Below are 25413 nucleotides of genomic sequence, written 5' to 3' on the forward strand. Positions count from 1 at the left end.
CCAGAGGGGCGATGGGGGTCCCCCCGGACCCTTAAGGCTATGGGGGAGGGTGGGCACAACACCTGGCCACCGGTCCGCACCGGCAAACCCCGGGCCCCGGGGCGCAAGCCCCGGTTACGGGAAGGGGCGGGATACGGGGAACCCCACCAACCACCCCGCGAGCCCGCGCCGGAGGCGTTACGCGCCGCAGGTGCGGAGAAAGCGCCGGGTGCGCTCGGCAATGGGCAGCGGCTGATCCGGCGGGCATGGATACATGTCCTGCTCGACGATGGCGAACAGATCGACGCCGAGCCCCTGCGCGGCGGTCAGCACAGGCCCCATCGCGGGCACCCCAAGCGGCGGTTCACACATCACGCCCTGCCTGACCGCGGGGCCGAACGGGGTCTCGTTCTTCACCACATCGGCGAGGATGTCAGGGTCAACCTGCTTGAGGTGGAGGTAGCCGATCCGCTCACCATAGGTCTCGATGAGCTTGACGCTGTCGCCGCCGCAGTACGCGTAGTGCCCGGTGTCCAGACAGAGGTTGACCAGGTCGGAGTCGGTCGCGTCGAGGAACCGCTCGACATGTTCCTCGGTGTCGATATGGGTGTCGGCGTGCGGATGCACCACGATGTCCAGACCGAAGTGCTCCCGCACCTGGCGGGCCAGCCGCTCCATGCCCTCCGTCAGATGCTTCCACTGCTCACGGGTGAGCTCCGATGGCTCGATCAGCTCAGCGGTCTTGTCGTCCCGCCAGAAGGACGGGATGACCACGAGGTGTCCGGCGTCCATGGCCTGGGCGAGCTCGGCGACCTGTGCGACATGCGCCCAGGTCTCGTCCCAGACGCCGGGGCCGCGGTGCAGGGCGGTGAAGACCGTACCGGCGGAGACCTGGAGTCCGCGCTTGGACACCTCGTCCGTGAGCCGGGCGGGGTCGGTCGGGAGGTAGCCGTACGGGCCGAGCTCGATCCAGTCGTAGCCCGCCTGCGACACCTCGTCCAGGAAGCGTTCCCAGGGGACCTGCTGCGGGTCGTCCGGGAACCATACGCCCCAGGAGTCGGGGGCGGAGCCGACCCGGAGGCGGTCCAGGGCGGGAAGGCCGGGGGCAGTCATTACGGGGATCTCCTGTCGTCAGCGTCAGCTGTTGGTCGCGGTGGTGGGGGTCTGGAGGTCGGATTCCTCGGGAAGTTCTTCCACGTCGACGCCGCTGACCTGGGCCAGCTCATGCTTGAGCGCGGCCAGTTCGGCGCCGCCCGCCATATGGTTGGTGAGCTCCTCCAGGCTGACGTCGCCGCGCGCCGCGTTCAGCTCGAGTGCGCCCAGCCGCAGTACGGCGAAGTGGTCGCCGACCATATAGGCGTGGTGCGGATTGTGGGTGATGAAGATGACGCCCAGACCGCGCTCGCTGGCCGCGGCGATGTACTTGAGCACCACCCCGGACTGCTTGACGCCCAGCGCGGCGGTGGGCTCGTCCAGGATCAGTACCCGGGCGCCGAAGTAGACGGCGCGGGCGATGGCCACCGACTGCCGCTGTCCGCCGGAGAGCGAACCGATGGGCTGCTCGAGATCGTCGAGCACGATGCCCATATTGCGCAGCTCCTGATCGGCGATGCGCTTCATCTTGCTGATGGCGAGCCGCCGGAACGGCCAGAGGCCGCTGGTGATCTCCGAGCCGAGGAAGAAGTTCCGCCACACCGGCATCAGCGGCACGGTGGCCAGGTCCTGGTAGACGGTGGCGATGCCATGGTCCAGGGCCTCGCGCGGGGTGTTCAGCCGCACCGGGGTGCCGTCGATCAGGAACTCGCCCTCGGAGTGCTGGTGCAGCCCGGAGACGATCTTGATGAGGGTGGACTTGCCGGCGCCATTGTCGCCGAGCACACAGGTGACCCGGCCCGGATGGACCGTCAGGTCAACGCCGCTGAGCGCACGAATATTGCCGTAGCTCTTGCCGACGCCGCGCAGTTCGACGATCGCTTCGCCGGTGTCCTTGGGGGTTGCCATCGCCATCACCTCCGGGTGGCCTGGTTGCGTACGTACAGGTTGATGAGGACGGCCAGCAGCAGCATCGCGCCGAGGAAGAACTTGAACCAGTCGGGGTTCCAGTTGGCGTAGACGATGCCCTGGGTCACCATCCCGAACAGGAAGGCGCCGATGACCGGGCCGAATATGGAGCCATAGCCACCGGTCAGCACACAGCCGCCGATGACGGCCGCGGCGATGTAGATCAGCTCCTGGCCGACGCCCTCCCCCGACTGGATGGTGTTGAAGGCGAACAGCTGGTGCATGCCGACGAACCAGGCCGCGAAACCCACCGTCATAAAGAGGGTGATTTTGGTGAAGGTCACCGGCACACCCACGGCACGTGCGCTGTGTTTGTTGCCGCCCACGGCGAAGACCCAGTTGCCGTACCTGGTACGCATCAGGACCCAGGTGGCGATGGCGGCGAAGAGCAGCCACCACAGCACGGTAATTCTGAATTCCGTCCCCGCGATGGTGATCCTGGAGGCGAAGACCGCCTGGGCCTGCTCAAAGCCGTCCATGTCCCGGATGGAGTCGGTGGCGACATTGCCGGTGACCAGCCGGGTGATCGCGAGGTTGGCGCCCTGCAGCATCATGAAGGTGCCGAGAGTGACCAGAAAGCTCGGCAGACCGGTCTTGATCAGCAGCAAGCCGTTGAACGCGCCGATCGACAGGGAGACGGCCAGGGCGACGATCACACCTACCCAGACGTTCATCGACATCTGGAACGCGAACATGCTGGCCGTCAGCGCCGATGTAATCACCGCGACACCGGCGGACAGATCGAATTCGCCGCCGATCATCAGCAGTGCCACGGCAAGCGCCATGATGCCGATGGTCGACGCCTGATAGAGCACGGTGGCCAGCGAGTCGAACTGCCGGAAGGTGGGCGCCACGGAGAAGAAGAAGACATAGACGGCGACGGCGCCGATCAGCGCGCCGATCTCCGGACGACCCAGCAGCCGGTGCAGCGCTGAGCGCCGGGCGGTACGGCCGTCGTTGCCCGGCGATGGGCCGGCGCCCCCCGCCGCCGAAGCGGCGGGGGGCTGATCGGCGGGGTAGTCGGCCGCCGTGGGGGCTGCCTGGGTCATGGACATCACCGGGTGCCTTTCTCGGCGAACTTCGCGATGTCGTCGATGTTGCTCTCATCGACGAACGCCGGACCGGTCAGCACCGGCTCCTCACCGCCACCGCTGAAGTTTCCGTTGTTCTTGTAGAGCCACAGGGTGTCAATGGCCAGATAGCCCTGCAGATAGGGCTGCTGATCGACGGAGAACTTGATGCTGCCGTCCTTGAGGTAGCCGACCAGTTCCTTGTTGAGGTCAAAGGTGGCGACCTCCGCCTTGCTGCCCGCGTCCTTCACCGAGTCGACCGCGGTAAGGGCGAACGGTGCGCCGAGAGTCACGACGTAGTCAACGGACTTGTCCTGGCGGAGCTTGGCCTCGATGGTCGACTTGACCGAGGGCATGTTCTTGCCGTTGACGTAGAGGATGTCCGTCTTGCCGTCGAAGGTCTTCTTCACGCCCGCGCATCGCGCCTCCAGCGCCACATGGCCCTGCTCCTGGATGACACAGATGTTGCGCTTGGCACCCAGCTCATTGAGCCGCTTGCCGAAGGCCTCGCCCGCAACACTCTCGTCCTGGCCAAAGTAGGACAGAAGGTCTAGATCTTTCCACTGGTCGAGACCGGAATTAAAGCCGACGACGGGGATGCCCGCCTTCTGTGCCTTGGCGACGGCGGTCCTCATGGCTTCGGGTTTGGCCGCGGTGATCGCTATGCCATCGACCTTCTGGTCAATGGCGTTCTGGATCAGGTTGGCCTGGTCGGCGGCCTTTTCATCGCTGGAGTAGATCAGCTCCACATTGTCCTTTTTCGCGGCGGCGGTGGCGCCCTTGCGGACGATGTCCCAGAAGGTGTCGCCCGGTGCCGCGTGGGTGATCATGGCGATCTTCATGCGGGGAGTGTCCGCCTTGCCGGCGGCGGTGCCCCCGGAGTCTTCCTGGGCCTGCTTGCCGCCAGCGCTGCTGGAGCAGCCTGCTGCGAGAACGACCGCGGCCGCGGCGGCGGCCAGTGCGGCGGTGGTTCTGCCGGACCGGCGGGAATGTGCGGTGCGCTTCATGTCCTGACCTCACTTCGGTGTGAGTGGAGCGGTGTGAGTGGAGCGGAGAGGGGAGTGGGGACCCGCCGGGCGGTGGGGGAGAAGCGCTGCCCGGGGGCCATAGGGGCCGTTTCCGGTCATCGACCGGAAGCGTCACCTCGCAGGACGGATTCGACTCCTTGGAGGCTGCCGCTGTCAAGACTTTGTCAGGACAACACTTCATCTTGACGTAACGGCGCGATAACGCCATGGTCGCCCAGGGTCCAGACGTCCGAATGTAATGACAAACTATTGACATGGGTCGGCACGGGGTCTACACCTGTGGGTACGCCCAGCACACCCGGCAAGCCAGCACCCGGCAAGCCCAAAGCTTCCGACAGCCAACTCTCTTAGGGGCACCATGACCGAGCCACTCGACGTGATCACGATGGGCCGCATTGGGGTGGACATCTACCCGCTCCAGACGGGGGTGCCGCTGCCGCAGGTGGAGTCCTTCGGGAAGTTCCTCGGTGGCTCTGCGACCAATGTCGCCGTCGCCGCCGCCCGGCTGGGGCGCTCCAGCGCGGTCATCAGCCGCACCGGCCGTGACCCCTTCGGCGACTACTGTCATCAGGCCCTGAAGGACTTCGGCGTGGACGACCGCTGGGTGACGGCGGTGGCCGACTATCCGACGCCGGTCACCTTCTGCGAGATCTTCCCGCCGGATGACTTCCCGCTCTACTTCTACCGGCAGCCCAAGGCGCCCGACCTGGAGATCTATCCGGGCGAGCTGGACCTGGACGCCATCCGGGCCGCCGGGGTCTTCTGGATGACCGGGACCGGCCTGTGCGAGGAGCCCAGCCGCTCCGCGACACTGGCCGCGCTGGAGGCCCGGGCCAAGAGGGGCGTCACCGTCTTCGACCTCGACTGGCGGCCGATGTTCTGGCGCGACCCCGCCGAGGCCCGTACGTACTACCAGCAGGCGCTGGCCCAGACGACCGTGGCCGTGGGCAATCTCGACGAGTGCGAGATCGCCACCGGCGTACGCGACCCCAAGGCATGCGCACAGGCCCTGCTGGCGGCCGGAGCCGAGCTCGCCGTGGTGAAGCAGGGGCCCAAGGGGGTCCTGGCCATGCACCGGGACGGGGCCACCGCCGAAGTGCCGCCGCACCCGGTCGAGGTGGTCAACGGCCTTGGCGCCGGGGACGCGTTCGGCGGCGCGCTCTGCCATGGGCTGCTCGGCGGCTGGGAGCTGGCCCACATCATGCGGTACGCCAACGCCGCCGGCGCCCTGGTCGCCTCCCGGCTCGCCTGCTCCTCCGCGATGCCGACCGAGTCCGAGGTCGAAGACCTCCTCGGCCACTGACTCCCTCTGACTGCCTCCGGAAAGTGAGCACCTCTTGAGCATCAGCATCCCCGATATCGTCAGGGTGCGGACCCAGCACCCCGAGGCGATCGCCGAGGCCGCCGCCAGACGCGTCCGCCGTCCACTCATGGGTGACAGCGGCCGACTGTTGATCATCGCCGCCGACCACCCCGCGCGCGGCGCGCTCGCCGTAGGCGACCAGAAGCTGGCCATGGCCAACCGGGTCGACCTGCTGGAGCGACTGACCCTCGCACTCTCCCGCCCCGGTGTGGACGGGGTGCTCGCCACCGCCGACATCCTGGAGGACCTGCTCCTCCTCGGCGCCCTGGAGAACAGGGTCGTCATCGGCTCCATGAACCGCGGCGGCCTCGCCGGGGCCACCTTCGAGCTCGACGACCGCTTCACCGGACACCGCGCCCAGGACATACAGCGGCTGAACTTCGACGCGGGCAAGCTGCTGCTGCGCATCGACTATGAGGACGAGGGCTCACTCGCCACGATGCTCTCCACCGCCAGAGCCATCGACGAGATGGCCGAACTGCGGCTCCCTGTCTTCGTCGAGCCCTTCATCTCCCGCCGGATCGAGGGCAGGGTGACGAACGACCTGAGCGCGGAGGCGGTCACCAAGTCCATCGCCATCGCCTCCGGGCTCGCCGGGACTTCCGCCTATACGTGGCTCAAGGTGCCGGTCACCGCCGACCCGGATGAGATGGCACAGGTCATGGAGACCTCAACGCTCCCGGCCGTACTGCTGGGCGGGGAGGTGAACGGCGACCAGGAGGGCGCGTACGAGAAGTGGCGCAAGGCCCTTCAGCTGCCCACCGTGCAGGGGCTGGTCGTCGGCCGCTCACTGCTCTATCCGGCGGACGGCGATGTCGAGCAGGCCGTGGACACGGCCGTTGGACTGTTCTGAAGGGGAGGGTTACGCACATGACGAACTTCAAGGGCGAACCGGACTTCTACGTTCCGGCGGGCCGCGCGGCCGACGGGCCGTACGCACTGGACATCGACCCCAAGCGGGTCGGCTGGGGCTACTCCTCGCTACGCGTCATCGAGCTGGAGCCCGGCGGCTCCCACGCCTTCGGCACCGGCGAGAGCGAGTGGATCGTGCTGCCGCTGAGCGGCGGCTGCTCGGTGGCCGCCGAGGGGCAGACCTTCGAGCTGCACGGCCGCAGCGGTGTCTTCGCCGGAGTCAGCGACTTCGCCTATGTCCCCCGGGACGCCGAGGTATCCATCGTCACCACCGGCGGTGGCCGCTTCGCACTCACCGGCGCCCGCTGTGAGCGACGGCTCCCGGCCCGCTATGGCCCCGCCTCCGGCGTCCCCGTCGAGCTGCGCGGCAGCGGCAACTGCTCCCGGCAGGTCAACAACTTCGGTGCGGCAGGCGTCTTCGAGGCCGACAAGCTGATCGCCGTCGAGGTACTGACTCCGGGCGGCAACTGGTCCTCGTATCCGCCGCACAAGCACGATGAGTGCCGCCCGGGTGAGGAGTCGGAGCTGGAGGAGATCTATTACTTCGAGATCGCCCCGCACGACGGCACCGAAGGGCTCGGCTATCAGCGGGTGTCCCCCTCCGGGCACGGCCGGGGCACCGATGTGCTCGCCGAGGTGCGCACCGGTGACGCCGTACTCATTCCGGATGGCTGGCACGGCCCCTCCATCGCGGCGCCGGGACACGATATGTACTACCTCAATGTGATGGCCGGTCCAGGGGTGGATCGTCAGTGGCTTATCTGCGACCATCCTGATCACGCGTGGATCCGAGGCGCATGGGCTGATACACCAGTGGATCCGAGGCTGCCGCTGTATGAAACGAAGGAATCCGCAGAAGAGGAGGGTGGACGGTGACCTCTACGGCCTCTACGGCACCCACGCGCCGGCTTACCGTCGCCCAGGCACTGGTCCGCTTCCTCGCTGCCCAGTACACCGAGCGCGACGGCCAGCGACAGCGGCTGATCAACGCCACCTGGGGCATCTTCGGCCATGGCAATGTGGCCGGGATCGGCCAGGCGCTGCTGGAGAACCAGCACGTTATGCCGTACCTCCAGGGCCGTAATGAGCAGGCGATGGTGCACGCCGCCGTCGGCTACGCCCGGCAGTCCAACCGGCTGCGGGCCCACGCCGTCACCACCTCCATCGGCCCCGGCGCCACCAACCTCGTCACCGGCGCCGCGCTGGCCACCGTCAACCGGCTGCCCGTGCTGCTGCTGCCCGGCGACACCTTCGCCACCCGGGTAGCCGACCCGGTGCTCCAGCAGCTTGAGGTCCCGTACGCCGGCGATATCTCGGTCAATGACGTGCTTCGGCCCGTATCCCGCTACTTCGACCGGGTCACCCGGCCCGAGGCGCTGATCCCGGCCGCCCTCCAGGCGATGCGGGTGCTCGCCGACCCGGTGGACACCGGTGCGGTCACCCTCGCCTTGCCGCAGGATGTGCAGGCCGAGGCCTTTGACTGGCCGGAGGAGTTCTTCACCGAGCGGGTCTGGCAGGTGCGCCGCCCGGCCCCGGAGCCCGGGGCGCTGGCCGAGGCGTTCCACGCCATCCGCGCCGCCCGCCGCCCACTGATCATCGCGGGCGGCGGCGTCCACCACAGCGAGGCCGAAGAGGCCCTGAAAGCGCTGGTGGACGCGACCGGCATCCCGGTGGCGTCCACCCAGGCGGGCAAGGGCTCGCTGCGCCATGACCATCCAGCGGATCTGGGCGGCGTCGGCCATACCGGTACCGAGATCGCTGACGACCTGGCCCGCACCGCGGATCTCATCATCGGCGTCGGCACCCGCTACACGGACTTCACCACCGCCTCCGGCACACTCTTCGCCGAGCCGGATGTCCGCTTCCTCAACCTCAATATCGCGGCCTTCGACTCGCACAAGCTGGGCGCCCTGCCGCTGGTCGCCGACGCCCGGATGGGACTGGAAGCACTCACCGAGGTGCTGAGGGGCCACCGGGTCGATGAGACCTATGAGGCCGAGTACCGCACGGGCAAGGCGCGTTGGGAGCGTACGGTCGACGCTGTCTACGCCGCCGAGGACGACTCCGTACGCCCCACCCAGACCCAGGTGCTCGGCGCGCTGGACTCCGCGGTCGGCGACCAGGACGTGGTCATCAACGCCGCCGGGTCGCTCCCCGGCGATCTGCACAAGCTGTGGCGGGCCCGCTCGCCGCGTCAGTACCACCTGGAGTACGGCTACTCCTGCATGGGATACGAGATCCCGGCGGGGATCGGGGTCCGGCTGGCCGCGCCGGACACCCCGGTGTGGTCGCTGGTCGGTGACGGCACGTATCTGATGATGCCGACCGAGATCGTCACGGCGGTTCAGGAGGGGATCAACGTCAATATCGTGCTGATCCAGAACCACGGCTATGCCTCCATCGGCAACCTCGCCGAGGAGACCGGCGCTGAGCGCTTCGGCACCGCGTACCGCTACCGCGCGGAAGACGGCACCTACACCGGTGACCCCCTGCCGGTCGACCTCGCGGCGAACGCCGCCTCCCTCGGCATGGCGGTGATCCGCGCGGACACGGTCGCCGAACTGCGCGCTGCCCTCGCCGAGGCCCGCGCCTCCAACCGGCCGACCTGTGTGTACGTCGAGACCGATACGCGTCCCACCGCCCCGGCCCCGCAGGCCTGGTGGGATGTGCCGGTCGCCCAGACCGCCACCCGCCCGGCCGCGCTCAAGGCCCGGGAGGAGTACGACCGCCATGTCGCCAGCCGACGCCGCCACATCTGACCCCGAGACCCCCATGACCCCCTGACACCTGTGACCTCGTCACTCCCATGACACCCGCCCCCTGTAGACCCGTAGAGAGGCCCCGCACCTGATGAAGACCATCGGCCACTGGATCAACAACAAGCCCGCCCCCGGCGCCTCCGGCAGCTACGGACCCGTCTACAACCCGGCCACCGGTGAGCAGCCCACCCAGGTCGCCCTGGCCAGCGCCGCCGAGGTGGACGCCGCGGTCGCCGCCGCCAAGGAGGCGTACCGGTCCTGGGGCACCATCTCACTGGCCAAGCGCACGGCGATTCTCTTCAAGTACCGCGAGCTGCTGGACGCGCACCGCGATGAGATCGCCGCCCTCATCACCGCTGAGCACGGCAAGGTGCACTCGGACGCGCTGGGTGAGGTGGCCCGCGGTCTGGAGATCGTGGAACTCGCCTGTGGCATCCCGGAGAAGCTGAAGGGCGAACTGTCCACGCAGGTCTCCACCCGGGTCGATGTCGCCTCCATCCGCCAGTCGCTGGGCGTGGTCGCGGGCATCACGCCCTTCAACTTCCCGGCGATGGTCCCGATGTGGATGTTCCCGCTCGCCATCGCCTGCGGAAACACCTTTGTCCTCAAGCCCAGTGAGAAGGACCCCTCGGCCTCCTACCGGCTCGCCGAGCTGGCCGCCGAGGCCGGGCTGCCGGACGGTGTGCTGAACATCGTCAACGGTGACAAGGTCGCCGTTGACCGGATCCTGGAGCACCCGGACGTCGCGGCCGTCTCCTTTGTGGGCTCCACCCCGATCGCCCAGTACATCCAGACGAAGGCGGTGGCGGGCGGCAAGCGGGTACAGGCGCTGGGCGGCGCCAAGAACCATATGCTGGTCCTGCCCGACGCCGACCTTGACTTCGCCGCCGACAACGCGATCAACGCCGCCTACGGCTCGGCCGGTGAGCGCTGTATGGCCGTTTCCGTGGTGGTGGCCGTCGGTGAGACCGGCGACGATCTGGTCAAGAAGATCGCGGACCGTGCCGCACGGCTCAAGATCGGCCCCGGTACCGATCCCGCCTCGGAGATGGGCCCACTGATCACCAAGGCACACCGGGACAAGGTCGCCTCCTATGTCCGGAGCGCCGCCGCGCAGGGCGCCGAGGTCGTCGTCGACGGCACCGGCTACACCGTCGACGGCCATGAGGACGGCTTCTTCCTCGGCGTTTCCCTGCTGGACAAGGTCCCCACGGACGCCGACGCCTACCGCGACGAGATCTTCGGCCCCGTCCTGTGCGTTGTCCGCGCCGATACGTACGACGAGGCCATCGCCCTCATCAACAGCTCCCAGTGGGGCAACGGCACCGCCATCTTCACCCGCGACGGCGGCGCCGCCCGCCGCTTCCAGCTTGAGGTGGAAGCGGGCATGGTAGGCGTCAACGTCCCGATCCCGGTCCCCGTCGGCTACCACTCCTTCGGCGGCTGGAAGGACTCCCTCTTCGGCGACCTGCATATCTACGGCAACGACGGCATCGCCTTCTACACCCGTGGCAAGGTCATCACCACCCGCTGGCCGGACCCGGCCGACAGCGGCGGCATCAACCTGGGCTTCCCCAGCAACCACCACTGAGCCGACCACCATCGCGGAGGTGCCGGGCCGGGCACGGATGCCGCCCGGCCCGGCCCATCCGCAGTCGGTGACGCGCGGCGGACGCACACCCCGTGAGCCGACTCGCCGACAAAGGGCTCCTCGAAGCCGTACGGCGCATCACCCCGGGATACTCGGGATCATGACGGCGGCTGATCCGCACATGGCCAAGTCCTGGTCGCGTGCCCTGCGGAACACCGCCCGCTCCGGGCTGCGCGTTGAGCGTGCCGCGCTCACCCCGCTGATCGCGATCCGGGGCGCCTGCGGTGTCGCGATCGTCCTCGGGCTGACCCTGTGGCTCGGCTCGCCCGCGCTCGCCGTCTCCGCCGCGTTCGGCGCCTTCGCCTCCGGGATCGCCACCTTCCAGCGCAGCTGGCGGCCCCGCCCGGAGCTGGCGCTCGCCGCGGCCGCGGGGCTGTCCGTCAGCGCGTTCTTCGGCTATCTGCTCGCCGGGCACACCGCCGCGTTTATCGCGCTGCTCGCCGTATGGGCCTTCGCGGCGGGCATGGCCTGGGCGGCCGGGCCGGTCGCCGGGGTGGTCTCCGGCTTCACCGTGGCGGTGATGCTGGTGGTCGTCACCCTGCCCGCCACGGTGCTCGAGGCCGCCCAGCACGCGGGGATCATCGCACTGGGCGGGCTGCTCCAGGCGACGCTCATCGTGCTCTTCCCGGTACGGCGCTGGGGCGCCCGCCGTGACGCCCTCGCCGACGCGCTCGCCGGTGTCGCCGACTACGCCCGGCGGTTGCGCCACAACCCCACCGCGCCCTTTGACCCGCAGCCGCTGATGGAAGCCCGCAGCGCAGCCGCCGTCACCCCGCGCCAGGCCCGTCGCCGCCCCCGTCAACTGCACGGCTACCGGGCTCTCGCCGAGCGCTTCCGTCCCGTCCTCGCCTCGCTGGCCGATCCGGTCGTCGGCGGTGTCCCGGAGAAGGGCCCCGAACGGGACCGGGTGAATGAGCTGCTCGCCGCCGCCGCGACCGTCCTGGACGCCACCGCCCGCGCGATCCGCCGCGGTGAGCGGCCGCGTATCCCCGCCGGGGCGCTCGACACCCTCCAAGTCCCCGAATCCGGGCCGGTGCTGCCGCCTGGACCGGCCCGTAAGGCGGCGTTGCGGCTGCTCGCCCTCAGCGACGATGCGGTGGAGGCGGCACAGCAGCCGATCGAGGTCACCGGGGAACAGCAGCCGCATCTGCACCGCACCAGCGTCCCCGGCCTGCTGCCGGTCGCCGTGCGCGCGCTGCGCCGCGAAGTGCGCTGGTCCTCACCGGTGCTGCGGCACGCACTGCGGCTCGCGGCGGTGGTCGCGGCCGGCTATCTGCTCGGCGAGCTGCTGCCTCCGGAGCATGGCTACTGGGTTCCGCTCACCGTCGTCATGGTGCTGCGGCCGGACTTCTCGCAGACCTTTGAACGCGGCTCCGCGCGCTTTGTGGGGACCGTCGGCGGCGTGGCGGTCGCCGGCACGGTGCTGGCCCTGCTCCGGCCGGGGCCGTATCCCAGTGCGGCACTGGCGGTGGTCTGCGTCGGCCTGCTGTATCTGCTGATGCGCACGGGCTACATCGTCATCTCCGCCTGCATCGGCGCCTATGTCGTCTTCCTCCTCGGCATCATGGGGGAGGTCTGGACGCAGACCGTGGTGGAACGGATCCTGCTGACGCTGATCGGCGGGCTGCTCGCGCTGCTCTCCTACGCGCTCTTCCCCGCCTGGGAGACACCACGGCTGCACGACCGGCTCGCGGACTGGCTGGTCGCCAACGGCCGCTATGCCGCCGCCGTCTTCGACAGCTACGCCCGCCCGGCGGCCGGGGCGACCCGGCAGGTACGCGAGGCGCTGCTGGACGCGCGTGCGGCCCGTATGGAGTGGGAACGGACCACGACCCGCGCGGGCGTCGAGCCGGTACGCCACCGGGGGCTCTCCCACCGCCGGGCCACCGACGCCCAGTCCGCCCTGATCACCATGGGCCGGGTGACCATGCTGTTGGAGGCCCACCTCCCGGATCACACCGCACCGGACTGGTGCGCGGAACAGTTCGCGCTCACCCTGGCGCCGACGACCGCCAGAGCGGCGGAGGCGCTCCGGGCCCGCGAGCAGCCGGACTGGGAGCCGGTACGCGAGGCGCTGGCGGAGTGGCGGGCCAACACGGAACCCCCGGACGGCGTCGCCCTGCGCGTAGCGGATCTCCTACTGGACGCCCTGAACGACCTGTCCGAAGCAGTAACCCCACCCCGCTAGCCGGGCGGCCCGGAGCGTGTCCCCCGAAACTGGGGGCTGCCGCCCCCAGACCCCAGCCCCCCACGCGGCGGAGCCGCACATCGGTACAGCCGGGAAGGGGTGGGGTTGGGGAACGCACGTGCAAGGTCAACCACAAGCGAGGGAAGCATGACGAACCGTACGCTCGGCGTAGCCGTGATCGGCACCGGGAAGATGGGCGCCGACCATGTACGCCGGATCAATGATGTGATCAGCGGCGCGCATGTGGCCGCCGTAGTGGACATCGACGAGGCCAGAGCCAAAGGGCTCGCGTACGCCCTTGAGGGCTGCCGCGCGTACACCGACCCGGTCGCGGCGATGGCCGCGGACGGCGTGGACGCCGTGTTGATCGCCTCCCCCGGCCCGGTCCATGAGACCGCGCTGCTCGAGGCGCTCGCCCGCGATCTGCCGGTGCTCTGCGAGAAACCGCTCACCCCGGACTCCGTCAGCGCGCTGCGCGTGCTGGAAGCCGAGCAGCAGCTGGGGCACCGGCGGATCCAGGTGGGCTTTATGCGCCGCTTCGACAGTGAGTACCTCCAGCTCAAGGAGTTGCTGGCAAGCGGCCGTCTCGGCCGTCCGCTGCTGCTGCACTGCCGGCACCGCAACGTCTCCGTGCATGACTACTTCACCAACGAGATGCTGATCAGCGACTCGGTCGTACATGAGATGGACTGCGCCCGCTGGCTCCTGGAGCAGGAGATCACCGCGGTCACCGTCATCCACCCGACGCCCAGCTCCAACGCTCCCGAGGGGCTGAGCGACCCGCAGCTGGTGGTCTTCGAGACCGATGGCGGCGCGGTGGTCAATGTTGAGATGTTCGCCACCTGCGGCTTCGGCTACCAAGTACAGGCCGAGGCGGTCTGCGAGAACGGCACCGCGCGGATCGGTGAGGGCCATGGCCTGCTGACCAACACCGCGGGCCGCTGGGGCGGTGAGATCACCCCGGACTTCATCGCCCGCTTCGCCGACGCGTACGACCGCGAGGTGCAGCGCTGGGTGGACGCCACCCGCCGGGGCGAGGCCACCGGTCCCAGCGCCTGGGACGGGTACGCGGCCGCCGCGGTCTGTGAGGCGGGCATCACGGCGCAGCTCACCGGCCAGCGCACCCCCGTCGTCATGATCGAGCGCCCCGCGCTCTACGCCTGAGAGAGGTGCCCGCGGTTGGCGCGGAGTTGGGCTATGAGTGGAGCGAGTTCTCACCAATACTGGCCGCCGCCGGAGTCGGGATCTCGCTCTTTATGCGTGACAGGGCCAACGAATATGTGACCGGCTCACGAATACGGGGCGAACTGTCTTCACGAACGGGTGAAATAGAGGCGTTTCCCTGGATCGCGACCTATTCGGCGAAGCGGGCTTCCTAGGCTCTGGTCTCAGCCAGGAGCTCCGCTTCGACGACAGGTGAGTCAAAAACCTTGCTGACTATCCCGCCCCGCGAGGTCCGCAGCGCGGCCGGTCTCGTACGACGATGGCGTCAGGCCTCCGATCCCCAGGAACTCGCCGACACCTACGGCGAGTTGCGCGCTGCCGGGCCGCTCGTCCCCACTCCTTGGCGCGCGTTGCTCGTCCCCGGCTACGAGGACTGCCGACAGGTACTCACCGATCGCACCTGGCGGACCCTCAGCGCGTCCTGGCGGGACCAGCACCGGCCCGGCTGGCGGGAGAGCTCGAGCACGGTGGGGCTCTGCGAGACGCCCCTGCAGCAGGATCCGCCCGAGCACACCGCACGGCGCCGCCCGCTGGCCGGGATTCTCACCCCGCGTGCTGTGGGGCAGCTGACGGAGGCCCGGGTGGAGCCGCTGGTCGACGGTCAGGTGCGCGCCTTCGTGGACCGGCTCCGCCGGGAGGGCACCGCCGATCTTGTGGCCGCGGTCTGCCGCCCCACGCCCACCGCCGTACTCGCCAGGTTGCTCGGGCTGCCCCCGGATACCGATCAGGCGTGGCTCACCGACCAGAACCTCGCCCTCGTACAGGCCGAGGAGCTGGCCAGCCCGCCCAGTGCCATACGGCGTGCCGATGCCGCCGCGACAGCCCTGCTGGCCTGCTACGACCGGATGCTGGCCGATCGACGCCGGCACCCGGCCGACGACATCCTCTCCCACTGGGCGGCCAGCGAACCGGTCAGCGCCCGCTATCTGCTGCTGACGCTGTTCTCTGCCGGGGTGCCCACCACGGCCGCGCTGCTGGCCAGTCTCGCGCTGGCTCTCACCACCCGGCCTGGCCTCGCCGAGAGGATCCTTCTGGAGCCTGACCTCACTGACCGTTTCGTCACCGAGGTGCTGCGCTGGGACGCACCGGTACGTGTGGTCACCCGGGTCGCCGCCGACGAGACCGAACTCGCCGGCAGGTCACTGCCCGCCGGCCAGATCGTGCACGCACTGATCGGCGCCGCACACCGGGACCCGGAGGTTTTCACGGATCCGCACACCTTCCGGCCGAACCGCCCTCCCCGGCGTCTGCTGGCCCTCGGATCCGGACTGCACTACTGCCTGGGGGCCCATCTGGCCCGTGCCCAAGCGGTGGCCTTCGTACGGGCCTTCGCCAGGGAGCTGCGTGGCGCACGGCTCGCCGCCGCGCCACGACGGCAGACCGGGCCGAGCTTCATCGATATCACTCACCTGCCCATCAGCGCGTCTGTCCACCACTCTCCTGCCGCGTAAGGCCTGTCACGTAAGGGAAATCCCATGGCGGATGTCTTCGAGAAGGACCTGTCCTCGTCAACGTTCTTCCAGGCCATGGTGAGAACCGGAATCCGGCCTTTCTACCGTTCGACGCACACCCACGACGGTGAGACCCTGGTCGACGGCAGAAGCGTCATCATGGCGGGCTCCAATGACTATCTGGGGCTGTCCACCGACCCCCGGGTGATCGCGGCCGCCGCCGACGCGGTGCGGCGATACGGCACCTCCTGCTCCGGCGCCCGTACGCTCAACGGCACCCTTCCGCTCCATGGCGAGCTCGAGGCCCGGCTCGCCAACTTCCTCGGCACCGAGGCCGCCGCCGTGGTGACCACCGGCTTCCAGGCCAACCTCGCCATCGCGGCACTGCTCGGCAAGGACGACATCGTCTTCAGCGATATGGCCAACCACGCGTCCCTGGTCGACGGCCTGCGGCTCGGCGCGGCCCGCCGCGTCCTGTACCGGCACTCCGACATGGACCACCTGGCCGAGCTGCTGACGGAGGCCGACCCCGACGCGGCCAAGGTCATCGTCACCGACGGCATGTTCTCCATGGGCGGCGACCTGTGCCACCTCCCCGAACTCACCGCCCTCGCCCGCCGCCACCACGCGAGGCTCATCGTTGACGGAGCTCATGACATCGGGCTCCTGGGTGCGCGTGGACGTGGGGTCGCCGAACACTTCGGCATGCACGGCGCCATCGACTTCCACACGGGCACCCTCTCCAAATGCTTTGGCTCCACCGGCGGCATCCTCGCCGGACCGGCCCACGTCGTCGACTATCTGCGGCACGCGGCACGCTCGATCCTGTTCTCCGCCTCCATGCCCCCGGCGGCACTGGCGGCCGGTGTGGCCGCCCTTGACATCATCGAGTCCGAACCCTGGCGCCGGGACCGCGTCCTGAACCTCGCCGAGCGGCTGCGGAACGGACTGGCTCTCCTCGGCTATGACACCGGCCAGTCGGTCACTCCCGTCGTCCCGGTACGGATCGGCGAGGCGGCGGACTGCGCCCGGATGTGGCAGAAGCTCCTCGATGAGGGTGTCTTCACCAACGCGATTGGCGCCCCGGGCGTCCCCGAGGGCCAGTGTGTGATCCGGGTGGCTGTCCAGGCCACCCACACCGACGATCACCTCGCCCGGATCCTGGATGCCTTCGCCGCTGCCCGCCGACGGCCGGTGGCCGGCCCCCGTTCCCCTCAGACGACGGACCAGGAGCCGGTGAGCGCCCGATGACCATCAGCGTCACACCCGTACGAGGCCGCTCCGATACGACGGCCTTCATCCGGCTGCCCTACTCCCTCTACCGGGCGGACCCGCACTGGGTGGCCCCGCTGGAGCGTGAGCGCCGCGACTTCCTCAACCCGCGCCGTAACCCCTTCTACGGCCTGGGCACGGTCCAGCTCTTCCTCGCCCGGCGCGGTGGCATGGTCGTCGGCCGGATCGCCGCCATCGTCGATCCCCGCTTCCAGGACCGGCATGACCCCAAGTGCGGTCAGTTCGGCCTCTTCGAAAGCGTCGATGACGCCGAGGTCGCGGCGGCTCTCTACGGCGCGGCGGCCGACTGGCTGGGCGAGCGCGGCCTCAGCAGGATGCTCGGTCCGCTCAGCTTCTCCACCAACGACGAGTGCGGGGTGCTCGTGGAGGGCTTCGACAGCCCGCCCACCACACTGATGCCGCACAACCCCCCGTACTACAGTCGGCTCTTCACCGACTGCGGGTTCGCCGAGGCCAAGGATCTGCTCTCCTGGCGGATTACGATGCCTCCCGACGGCGAGCCACCCGCCGCCATCCTGCGTGCCGCGGAGCGCGCCCTGGGCGCCCCGGGGGTCCGTGTCCGCCCGCTCGATCCACAGCGCTTCGACGCGGATATGGCGGCCGTCAAGGAGATCTACAACGACGCCTGGGCGGAGAACTACGCATCCGTCCCCATGTCGGACAGCGAATTCGCTTACTGCGTACGGCGGTTGAAGCCCATCCTGAAGCCAGAGCTGCTACAGATCGTGGAGGTGTATGGCGAGCCCGCCGCGTACACGCTGTGGCTTCCCGACACCAACCAGGCCCTGTGCGCCGCCCGTGGCCGTCTCACCAGCTACGGCCTGCCCATTGCCCTCGTCCGCATCACCCGGGCGGGCCGCCGGATCAACCGCACTCGGGCTGTCACCTCCGGGATCAAGGAGGAGCACCGGCTACGCGGTCTGATGGCCGTCCTGCTCACCGAGACCCAGCGCGCCGCGTTCCGGCTCGGCTATACCGAGACCGAGCTCTCCTGGATTCTGGCGGACAACCATCACGCCAACCGCTATGCGCAGGCGTTCGGCGGCAGCCACTTCCGCACGCACCGTCTCTACGAACGCGACCTCGGCGGTCTGCGGTGAGATACCTCATCACCGGTGCCACCGGCTTCATCGGGCGTCGGCTCGTCCACCACCTCGTCGAGCACGGGCATGATGTGACCGCCCTCGTCCGGCGCGAGCTTCGCCTCCCCGGGGTGCGGCTTACGTACGGCGACCTCGCCACCGGCGCCGGACTGGACGCCGCCGTCCAGGACGCCGAGCACGTCATTCACCTCGCCGGAGTCACCAAGGCACCCAGCTCGGCTGGGTACGCCGAGGTCAATACGGAGGGCACCCGGCGGCTCTGCACCGCCCTCGCCCGTCTCCCGCGACCGCCCCGGCTCGTCTACTGCTCCTCCCTCGCCGCCGTCGGCCCCGGACGGCAACGCCGCGCCGACGAGGAACCCACCCCGGTCTCCGCGTACGGCCGCAGCAAACTCGGCGGCGAGCATGCCCTGCGGGAAATCGCCGACCGAGTGCCCGGCGTCATCGTCCGGCCGCCCATCGTCTACGGCCCCGGGGATCACGGATTCCTGCCCCACCTGGTGACTGCGGTCCGCACCGGATTCCTCCCCGCTGTCGGCCGCCCCGGGCCACGCCACTACTCCCTTATCCACGTCGACGACCTGTGCCGCGCCCTGCTCGCCGCCGCCGGCTCCGGCGCACCGGGCGCGGTCTACCACGTCAGCGACGGCACCGAGCACCGCTGGGACCACATCGGCGCCACCGTCGCCACCACCCTCGGCCGTCGCCCGCCCAGGGTCGTGCACATCCCCGTGCCACTGGCCAGGGCAGCCGCACGGACAGTGGGAATGTTCGGCACGTACGCCTTCAACCGCGACAAGGTCAATGAAGCCCGGCAACCCGCCTGGACGTGCGTCAACGGAAGCAGCGTCGGCCAGCTGCGCTTCGCCCCGGCAGTGTCGCTGGCCGATGGGCTGACCACCGCTCTGGCCCCGTATACGCGACCGTAGAACGGAACACAGCTCATGCGCCGACGACTGTCACCCACCGAGCGTCTTGTCTGGGCGGCGAGCGAGGTGCTCCCCGTCAACATCGCTGTCATCAGCCGGGTGCGCGGGCGGACAACCCCCAACCTCCTGCGGGCTGCCCTGGCCGCTGCCCGTCGGCGCCACCCGTTGCTGGGCGTCCGCATCGCGGACCCTGGCCGCTGGCAGGCATGGCTCACCACGGAGGCGGTGCCCGATCCGGAACTACGGGTCATCAAGGCCAGCACACCGGACTGCTGGAGACACGCCGTCGAGGAGGAACTCAGTCGTCCCTTCCAGGCCAGCACCGGCCCCCTGTCCCGTTTCGTCATGGTCGACGCCGGGGACTCCTTCGATCTCATCGGGGTCTACCACCATCTTGTGGCCGATGGCATCTCCGGTTGCTTTGTGCTGCGTGATCTCTTGCGATGGCTCACCGACCCGACGAGCGCCGATATGACGCCTGTCGTCGCCGCGCCCGCCGATGACCTCCTGCCCGACTGCCGCGCTCGCCTCACCGATCTGGTCAAAGCGGCCCGCATGGTACGTGGCGGCGGCCGTCCAACTGCCCCGCAAGGCCCGCTCACCTTCGCCTGCTGGTCCCTCGACGCCCGCGAGACGGCGGCTCTCCTCAGCCGCTGCCGCTCCGAGGGGAGCAGCCTCCAAGCCGCCCTCTGTGCCGCCTTCGCCCGGGCTTTCACGGATCTCGGCTGCCCCGCTACCGCCAGCATCACGGTGCCGGTGGACCTGCGGCGGATTCTGACTCCAGCGGCGGGCGAAGCGGTGGGTCTCTACGCGAGCGCTTTCCGACTACGGGTCAACGGCAACGACCAGTACGACTTCTGGGATACCGCCCGCAGCGTCAGAGCCGATATCCAGCGCCATCTCCGCCCCGAAGAACTCATCTCCTTGATCCGTGGCTGGCGCCTGCTCCCCTTCCTCTCCCGCAGAACCATGGGAGCACTGCTGCGGCGCAGCGAGACCAAACGGTCCCTCTGTGACTTCTCCATCAGCAATATGCGCCCACCCATCGCCGTCGACTATGGAGCCCTGCGCGTTACCGGTCTGTACGGCGCTGGCCACACCAGCTTGTCCGGCACTCCCCTGGTCGCCCTCTTCGGGATCGATGGCCAGCTCTTCTTCGGCGTCACCTCGAAGTCCGGCGCCTACGCCCAAGAGCTCTGTGACCGTGCCACGCTTCACCTCGGGAACGCGGTCTCCGCTACTCCCGCCCCCGGCACGCCGGGCTTGCCTGTCTCCTGACTGTCACAGCCGTCACGATCGCGCGTGTTCCACGTCACAGCCGGTCAACAGCCCCACGCGGCCCTCTCACCCTGTCCTCCTCCGCGCACAGGCTGCTGGTGCATCACCAGTCACCCCCGTGGAGGTGCCCAGACATGACCGACCGACGCCTTTGGTCATACAAGGAAATCGCCGCGCACATCCGGGTCCAGCCGGACACCGTGCGCTCGTACCGCAAACACGGCCTGCTGCCGGCGCCCGATCTGGTGGAGGGAGGAAAGCCCTACTGGTTCGCGGACACGGTCCGCGAGTGGGTCGCCCGCCGACCGGGCCACGGCGGCAGGCAGAAGGCATAGCCCCGACCCCGCACCCAGCTACCACCGGCTCCGGGCGCCGCTGCACCCAGCGGCACCCGGAGCCGCCGCATTCCCCGGGGACCCGATACTTATGGAATACCCGCCGGGGGTATGCTGTTCACTCTGGCAAGGATCGATGCGGCACCCTGGAGAAGTTATGAGTACCGAGCAGTCCAACGTCACCACCACCTACAAGGTCACCGGCATGAGCTGCGGCCACTGCGAGGGTGCGATCTCCTCGGAGCTTTCGGGCCTGGACGGTGTCACCGAGGTGCGAGCCGTCGCCGCGACCGGCCTGGTGACCGTCGTGTCCACGGCCGAGCTCGATGACGAGACCGTACGCGCCGCCGTCGACGAGGCTGGCTACGAGCTCGTCGGGCGGGCCTGATGTACGGCGCGGCCTCCACCGGAACCCCGGCTGCGGCGCCGCCCCTCGCGCGCACCGCCGAAGTTGAGCTGTCGATCGGCGGAATGACCTGCGCGTCCTGCGCGGCCCGGATCGAAAAGAAGCTCAACCGGATGGACGGCGTCAGCGCCACGGTGAACTACGCGACGGAAAAGGCGAAGGTCGCCTACGGGAGCGGGGTCACCGTGGACGATCTCATCGCCACCGTGGAGAACACCGGCTATACGGCCGAGCCTCCACCGCCCCAGGAGACACCGCCGGACGCGGACACCACACCCAGCGGCGAGGCAGACGAGATCGCGCTGCCCCGGCAGCGCTTCCTGGTCTCGCTGGTGCTCTCCGTCCCGGTGATCCTGCTGGCGATGATCCCCAGTCTTCAGTTCGACAACTGGCAGTGGCTCTCGCTGACCCTGGCCGCGCCGGTGGTGGTCTGGGGCGGGCTGCCCTTCCACCGGGCGGCCTGGGCCAACGCCCGGCATGGCGCGGCCACCATGGACACCCTGATCTCGGTCGGTACCACGGCCGCGCTGGGCTGGTCCGTATGGGCGCTGTTCTTCGGACATGCCGGAATGCCGGGAATGCGGCACGGCTTTGACTTCACCGCGTCCCGGGGCGACGCCTCCTCCATGATCTATCTGGAGGTTGCCGCCGGAGTGACCACCTTCATCCTGCTCGGTCGCTTCCTGGAGGCCCGCGCCAAGCGCAGCGCCGGCACCGCCCTGCGTGCTCTGCTGGAGCTGGGCGCCAAGGATGTGGCGGTGCTGCGCGCCGGACGCGAGGTGCGGATACCGGTCGGGCAGCTGTCGGTCGGTGACCACTTCGTGGTCCGGCCCGGTGAGAAGGTCGCCACGGACGGGACGGTGCGTGAAGGAGCGTCCGCCGTGGACGCCTCGATGCTCACCGGCGAATCCGTGCCGGTCGATGTGATGGTCGGCGACAGCGTCACCGGCGCGACCGTCAACGCGGGCGGGCGGCTGGTTGTCGAGGCGACCAGGGTCGGCTCGGACACCCAACTGGCGCGGATGGCAAAGCTCGTTGAGGACGCCCAGAGCGGAAAGGCCGCGGTACAGCGGCTCGCTGACCGGGTCGCCGCGGTCTTCGTGCCGATCGTGCTGCTGCTCTCGCTGGGCACAGTGGCGGCCTGGCTGTGGCTGACGGGCGACCCGAGCGCCGCCTTCACCGCCGCCGTGGCGGTGCTGATCATCGCCTGCCCCTGTGCCCTGGGGCTGGCGACGCCGACCGCGCTGATGGTGGGTACGGGCCGGGGAGCCCAGCTCGGCATCCTCATCAAGGGCCCCGAGGTGCTGGAGTCGACCCGCCGCGTGGACACCGTCGTACTGGACAAGACGGGGACCGTGACCACGGGCCGGATGGCATTGCGGGATGTCTTCACCGCCGACGGTGTGGCCGAGGACGAGCTGCTGCGCCTCGCGGGAGCTCTGGAGCACGCATCGGAGCATCCGATCGCCCAGGCCATCGCGGCCGGGGCCACCGAACGCGCCGGAAGCTTGCCGTTGGCGGAGAACTTTGAGAACGTCGCCGGGCTCGGTGTCCAGGGCGTCGTCGACGGCCACGCGGTCCTCGTCGGCCGGGAGAGGCTGCTGGCGGACTGGTCACTGGAGCTGCCGCCGGAGCTGGCCGCGGCCAAGAACGCCGCCGAGGCGGAGGGCCGTACGGCCGTGGCCGTCGCCTGGGACGGCCAGGCGCGCGGTGTGCTGACCGTGGCCGACACGGTGAAGGAGACCAGCGCGGAGGCCGTACGGGAGCTGCGCGCTCTCGGCCTGTCGCCGGTGCTGCTGACCGGCGACAACGAGGCGGTGGCCCAGGCGGTGGCCCGCGAGGTGAGTATCGACGAGGTCGTCGCCGAGGTCATGCCGGAGGACAAGGTCGCGGTGGTCAAGCGGCTGCAGTCCGAGGGCCGTACGGTCGCCATGGTCGGCGACGGCGTCAATGACGCGGCGGCGCTCGCTCAGGCGGATCTGGGGCTGGCGATGGGGACCGGTACGGACGCCGCGATCGAGGCGGGCGATCTGACTCTGGTACGCGGTGATCTGCGGGTGGCGCCGGACGCGATCCGGCTGTCGCGGCGGACCTTGAGCACCATCAAGGGCAATCTGGTGTGGGCCTTCGGCTACAACGTCGCGGCGCTGCCGCTCGCCGCCGCCGGGCTGCTCAATCCGATGATCGCGGGGGCCGCGATGGCCTTCTCCTCGGTCTTCGTCGTAACGAACAGCCTCCGGCTGCGCGGCTTTCGCTGAGGCCTGAACGCGAGGGCCTGAACGCACGAGAACGCCCCGTCGCGAGTCCCCCCACGGGCCCGTTGACGGGGCGTTCTCTTTCCCGGTCGGATTCCCCCCACGGGACCCGAGCCGGGGGCCTGCTGGCTGCGCGTACATACAGGGTGGCCGCTCAAAGCTCCCCGGCACATCAGCCCTTGCATGGCATCAGCTCCGCCGGGTGCGGATGCCACAAGGTGAGACCCACGACCCCTACGATCGGTTGTACACCCACCCCCTGTGACCTACATCACCAAGCCCCAGTGGGGACTCCCCTAACCCACCCCTTCCCAGAACTGGGGGCTGCCGCCCCCAGACCCCCACCCTGTTGTGGGCACTCGGTCCGCCCGAGGGGCGGAACGGGTGGGCACAACACCCGGCCACCGGCCCGCACCCGGCCACCCCCGGGGCCCCGGGGCAAAGCCCCGGTTCCCGGGAAGGGGCGGGAATGGGGAAACCACCCCCGGCACCCCGCAGCCGGGCGAAGCCCCGCCACGCGGCGCAGCCGCACACCGGCACAGCCGGGAAGAGGCGGGAATTGGGGGAACCCACCCCGGCACCCCGCACCCGGGGCGAAGCCCCGCCGCGCGGCGGAGCCGCATACCGGCACAGCCGGGGAGGGGCGGGCCAAGGGCGCGAGGGGGAAACGCGAGGGCCCCGGTTCGCCAGGAACCGGGGCCCTCAGCGCGGCAGCCAGCCGCTCAGCGCTGCTCAACCGGAACGTAGTCCCGCTGCACCACACCGGTGTAAATCTGCCGCGGGCGCCCGATCCGAGCCCCCGGCTCCTTGATCATCTCGTGCCACTGAGCGATCCACCCCGGCAGCCGCCCCAGCGCGAACAGCACCGTGAACATGCTGGTCGGGAAGCCCATCGCCCGGTAGATCAGCCCGGTGTAGAAATCGACGTTCGGGTAGAGGTTGCGCTCGACAAAGTACGAGTCGCTGAGCGCGTGCTCCTCCAGCCGCAGGGCGATGTCCAGCAGCTCGTCGGACTTGCCGAGCGCGGAGAGGACATCGTGCGCCGCCGCCTTGATGATCTTCGCCCGAGGGTCGAAGCTCTTGTAGACGCGGTGCCCGAAGCCCATCAGGCGGACACCTTCCTCCTTGTTCTTCACCTTGCGGATGAAGCTGTCGACATCGCCGCCATCACGCTTGATGCTCTCCAGCATCTCCAGCACAGCCTGGTTGGCGCCGCCGTGCAGCGGACCCCAGAGGGCGCTGATGCCCGCGGAGATCGAGGCGAACATATTCGCCTGGGAGGAGCCGACGAGCCGCACGGTGGAGGTCGAGCAGTTCTGCTCGTGGTCCGCGTGCAGGATCAGCAGCTTCTCCAGCGCGCTGACCACGACCGGGTCCAGCTGGAACTCCTCGGCGGGCACCGAGAAGGTCATCCGCAGGAAGTTCTCCACATAGCCCAGGTCATTGCGCGGGTAGACCACCGGGTGGCCGATGGCCTTCTTGTAGGCATAGGCCGCGATCGTCGGCAGCTTGGCGAGCAGCCGGATCGTGGAGAGGTCGCGCTGCTCCTCATCGAAGGGGTTGTGGCTGTCCTGGTAGAACGTCGACAGTGCGCTGACCACGGAGGACAGCATCGCCATCGGGTGTGCGTCCCGGGGGAAACCGTCGTAGAAACGCTTGACATCCTCGTGCAGGAGGGTGTGCTGGCTGATCTTGTTACGGAAGCCCACGAGCTCATCGACGGTGGGCAGCTCGCCATTGATCAGCAGATAGGCCGTCTCAAGGAAAGTGCCGCGCTCGGCAAGCTGCTCAATGGGGTAGCCGCGATAGCGGAGGATGCCCTGCTCACCGTCGAGGTAGGTGATCGAGGATTTAACGCCAGCGGTATTGCCATAGCCGGTATCCAGGGTCACCAGACCGGTCTGGGCACGGAGCTTGCCGATGTCGAAGCCACGGTCGCCGACCGTGCTGTCCACCACCGGGTAGCTGTACTCGCCATCTCCGTACCGCAGTACTACTGCGTCGTCGCTTGCGCGGTGTTCGCTCACGTCATCCCTCACCGACGTAGTGCCTCTTCTTCGAGGTGCCCTGACTGCCTCCACTGTCCCGCATTTGATGCCGTGCGGTGCACTCGGGGTCGGCCAAAGGG

20 protein-coding genes are annotated in these 25413 nt (G+C 69.2%); 15 read left to right on the forward strand and 5 right to left on the reverse strand.

The features are described 5' to 3' along the window. Window positions 1-177: 177 nt before the first annotated feature. The 4 genes from test1122_RS07065 to test1122_RS07080 are packed head-to-tail and all read right to left on the reverse strand — an operon-like array spanning window position 178 to window position 4117. Window positions 178-1092: a sugar phosphate isomerase/epimerase family protein gene (locus test1122_RS07065; RefSeq protein ID WP_232268303.1), complete on the reverse strand. Its 915-nt coding sequence runs from the start codon at window positions 1090-1092 to the stop codon at window positions 178-180. 24 nt (window positions 1093-1116) lie between these two features. Beyond that, on the reverse strand, window positions 1117-1980 hold the full coding sequence (locus test1122_RS07070; RefSeq protein ID WP_232268304.1) for an ATP-binding cassette domain-containing protein: 864 nt from the start codon (window positions 1978-1980) through the stop codon (window positions 1117-1119). 5 nt (window positions 1981-1985) lie between these two features. Then, window positions 1986-3095, reverse strand: a complete 1110-nt coding sequence (locus tag test1122_RS07075) for an ABC transporter permease (protein WP_422396936.1) — start codon at window positions 3093-3095, stop codon at window positions 1986-1988. Next, the gene (locus test1122_RS07080) at window positions 3095-4117 is read right to left on the reverse strand and encodes a sugar ABC transporter substrate-binding protein (RefSeq protein ID WP_232268306.1); all 1023 of its coding nucleotides are present in this window, start codon (window positions 4115-4117) and stop codon (window positions 3095-3097) included. Before test1122_RS07080 ends, test1122_RS07075 begins: the two co-directional genes overlap by 1 nt. Window positions 4118-4496: 379 nt before the next feature. Between test1122_RS07080 and iolC the strand changes: the two genes are divergently transcribed. From iolC to test1122_RS07155, 15 genes are all read left to right on the forward strand, one after another. Next, on the forward strand, window positions 4497-5441 hold the full coding sequence (iolC, locus tag test1122_RS07085; protein ID WP_232268307.1) for a 5-dehydro-2-deoxygluconokinase: 945 nt from the start codon (window positions 4497-4499) through the stop codon (window positions 5439-5441). Between the two features lie 34 nt (window positions 5442-5475). Further along, window positions 5476-6354, forward strand: coding sequence for a Cgl0159 family (beta/alpha)8-fold protein (locus test1122_RS07090; protein WP_232268308.1), 879 nt, complete (start codon window positions 5476-5478; stop codon window positions 6352-6354). A gap of 17 nt (window positions 6355-6371) precedes the next feature. Beyond that, on the forward strand, window positions 6372-7289 hold the full coding sequence (gene iolB, locus test1122_RS07095; RefSeq protein ID WP_232268309.1) for a 5-deoxy-glucuronate isomerase: 918 nt from the start codon (window positions 6372-6374) through the stop codon (window positions 7287-7289). After that, a complete protein-coding gene (iolD, locus tag test1122_RS07100; protein ID WP_232268310.1) occupies window positions 7286-9172 on the forward strand; it encodes a 3D-(3,5/4)-trihydroxycyclohexane-1,2-dione acylhydrolase (decyclizing) in 1887 nt (628 codons plus the stop codon). The genes iolB and iolD overlap by 4 nt, the downstream gene beginning before the upstream one ends. 91 nt (window positions 9173-9263) lie before the next feature. Beyond that, window positions 9264-10763, forward strand: coding sequence for a CoA-acylating methylmalonate-semialdehyde dehydrogenase (locus tag test1122_RS07105; RefSeq protein WP_232268311.1), 1500 nt, complete (start codon window positions 9264-9266; stop codon window positions 10761-10763). Window positions 10764-10923: 160 nt separating this feature from the next. Beyond that, on the forward strand, window positions 10924-13011 hold the full coding sequence (locus test1122_RS07110) for an FUSC family protein (RefSeq protein WP_232268312.1): 2088 nt from the start codon (window positions 10924-10926) through the stop codon (window positions 13009-13011). Window positions 13012-13158: 147 nt separating this feature from the next. Then, on the forward strand, window positions 13159-14175 hold the full coding sequence (locus test1122_RS07115) for a Gfo/Idh/MocA family protein (protein ID WP_232268313.1): 1017 nt from the start codon (window positions 13159-13161) through the stop codon (window positions 14173-14175). Window positions 14176-14441: 266 nt separating this feature from the next. Further along, window positions 14442-15686, forward strand: coding sequence for a cytochrome P450 (locus tag test1122_RS07120; protein ID WP_232268314.1), 1245 nt, complete (start codon window positions 14442-14444; stop codon window positions 15684-15686). A gap of 24 nt (window positions 15687-15710) precedes the next feature. After that, the gene (locus tag test1122_RS07125; RefSeq protein WP_232268315.1) at window positions 15711-16937 is read left to right on the forward strand and encodes an aminotransferase class I/II-fold pyridoxal phosphate-dependent enzyme; all 1227 of its coding nucleotides are present in this window, start codon (window positions 15711-15713) and stop codon (window positions 16935-16937) included. Further along, a complete protein-coding gene (locus tag test1122_RS07130) occupies window positions 16934-18079 on the forward strand; it encodes an N-acetyltransferase (RefSeq protein ID WP_232268316.1) in 1146 nt (381 codons plus the stop codon). The genes test1122_RS07125 and test1122_RS07130 overlap by 4 nt, the downstream gene beginning before the upstream one ends. Further along, window positions 18076-19011 (forward strand): NAD-dependent epimerase/dehydratase family protein, encoded by a 936-nt coding sequence (locus test1122_RS07135; protein ID WP_232268317.1) that lies wholly within the window; start codon window positions 18076-18078, stop codon window positions 19009-19011. The genes test1122_RS07130 and test1122_RS07135 overlap by 4 nt, the downstream gene beginning before the upstream one ends. A 15-nt stretch (window positions 19012-19026) precedes the next feature. After that, entirely contained in the window at window positions 19027-20289 is a 1263-nt protein-coding gene (locus tag test1122_RS07140; RefSeq protein ID WP_232268318.1) for a condensation domain-containing protein, read from the forward strand. Window positions 20290-20423: 134 nt separating this feature from the next. After that, window positions 20424-20624 carry a helix-turn-helix transcriptional regulator gene (locus test1122_RS07145; RefSeq protein ID WP_232268319.1) on the forward strand — a complete coding sequence of 67 codons (201 nt, stop codon included), beginning with the start codon at window positions 20424-20426 and terminating at the stop codon, window positions 20622-20624. Between the two features lie 136 nt (window positions 20625-20760). Next, window positions 20761-21012, forward strand: coding sequence for a heavy-metal-associated domain-containing protein (locus tag test1122_RS07150; RefSeq protein ID WP_232268320.1), 252 nt, complete (start codon window positions 20761-20763; stop codon window positions 21010-21012). Further along, on the forward strand, window positions 21012-23288 hold the full coding sequence (locus tag test1122_RS07155; RefSeq protein WP_232268321.1) for a heavy metal translocating P-type ATPase: 2277 nt from the start codon (window positions 21012-21014) through the stop codon (window positions 23286-23288). Before test1122_RS07150 ends, test1122_RS07155 begins: the two co-directional genes overlap by 1 nt. A 719-nt stretch (window positions 23289-24007) precedes the next feature. On the opposite strand, the gene test1122_RS07160 is transcribed toward test1122_RS07155, so the two are convergent. Next, window positions 24008-25312 carry a citrate synthase gene (locus test1122_RS07160; RefSeq protein WP_232268322.1) on the reverse strand — a complete coding sequence of 435 codons (1305 nt, stop codon included), beginning with the start codon at window positions 25310-25312 and terminating at the stop codon, window positions 24008-24010. Between the last annotated feature and the right edge of the window lie 101 nt (window positions 25313-25413).

Origin of the sequence: Streptomyces gobiensis (genome assembly GCF_021216675.1) — a bacterium.
GTDB classification, from domain to species: Bacteria; Actinomycetota; Actinomycetes; order Streptomycetales; family Streptomycetaceae; genus Streptomyces; species Streptomyces gobiensis.

What these genes read in the sequence shown, in the direction of transcription:
- test1122_RS07140 (WP_232268318.1), top strand. Translation starts at nt 19,027, where the DNA reads ATGCGCCGACGACTGTCACCCACCGAGCGTCTTGTCTGGGCGGCGAGC.
- iolC (WP_232268307.1), top strand. Translation starts at nt 4,497, where the DNA reads ATGACCGAGCCACTCGACGTGATCACGATGGGCCGCATTGGGGTGGAC.
- test1122_RS07150 (WP_232268320.1), top strand. Translation starts at nt 20,761, where the DNA reads ATGCGGCACCCTGGAGAAGTTATGAGTACCGAGCAGTCCAACGTCACC.
- test1122_RS07115 (WP_232268313.1), top strand. Translation starts at nt 13,159, where the DNA reads ATGACGAACCGTACGCTCGGCGTAGCCGTGATCGGCACCGGGAAGATG.
- test1122_RS07080 (WP_232268306.1), bottom strand. Translation starts at nt 4,117, where the DNA reads ATGAAGCGCACCGCACATTCCCGCCGGTCCGGCAGAACCACCGCCGCA.
- test1122_RS07110 (WP_232268312.1), top strand. Translation starts at nt 10,924, where the DNA reads ATGACGGCGGCTGATCCGCACATGGCCAAGTCCTGGTCGCGTGCCCTG.
- test1122_RS07155 (WP_232268321.1), top strand. Translation starts at nt 21,012, where the DNA reads ATGTACGGCGCGGCCTCCACCGGAACCCCGGCTGCGGCGCCGCCCCTC.
- test1122_RS07125 (WP_232268315.1), top strand. Translation starts at nt 15,711, where the DNA reads ATGGCGGATGTCTTCGAGAAGGACCTGTCCTCGTCAACGTTCTTCCAG.
- test1122_RS07070 (WP_232268304.1), bottom strand. Translation starts at nt 1,980, where the DNA reads ATGGCAACCCCCAAGGACACCGGCGAAGCGATCGTCGAACTGCGCGGC.
- iolB (WP_232268309.1), top strand. Translation starts at nt 6,372, where the DNA reads ATGACGAACTTCAAGGGCGAACCGGACTTCTACGTTCCGGCGGGCCGC.
- test1122_RS07075 (WP_422396936.1), bottom strand. Translation starts at nt 3,095, where the DNA reads ATGTCCATGACCCAGGCAGCCCCCACGGCGGCCGACTACCCCGCCGAT.
- test1122_RS07130 (WP_232268316.1), top strand. Translation starts at nt 16,934, where the DNA reads ATGACCATCAGCGTCACACCCGTACGAGGCCGCTCCGATACGACGGCC.
- test1122_RS07065 (WP_232268303.1), bottom strand. Translation starts at nt 1,092, where the DNA reads ATGACTGCCCCCGGCCTTCCCGCCCTGGACCGCCTCCGGGTCGGCTCC.
- test1122_RS07145 (WP_232268319.1), top strand. Translation starts at nt 20,424, where the DNA reads ATGACCGACCGACGCCTTTGGTCATACAAGGAAATCGCCGCGCACATC.
- test1122_RS07105 (WP_232268311.1), top strand. Translation starts at nt 9,264, where the DNA reads ATGAAGACCATCGGCCACTGGATCAACAACAAGCCCGCCCCCGGCGCC.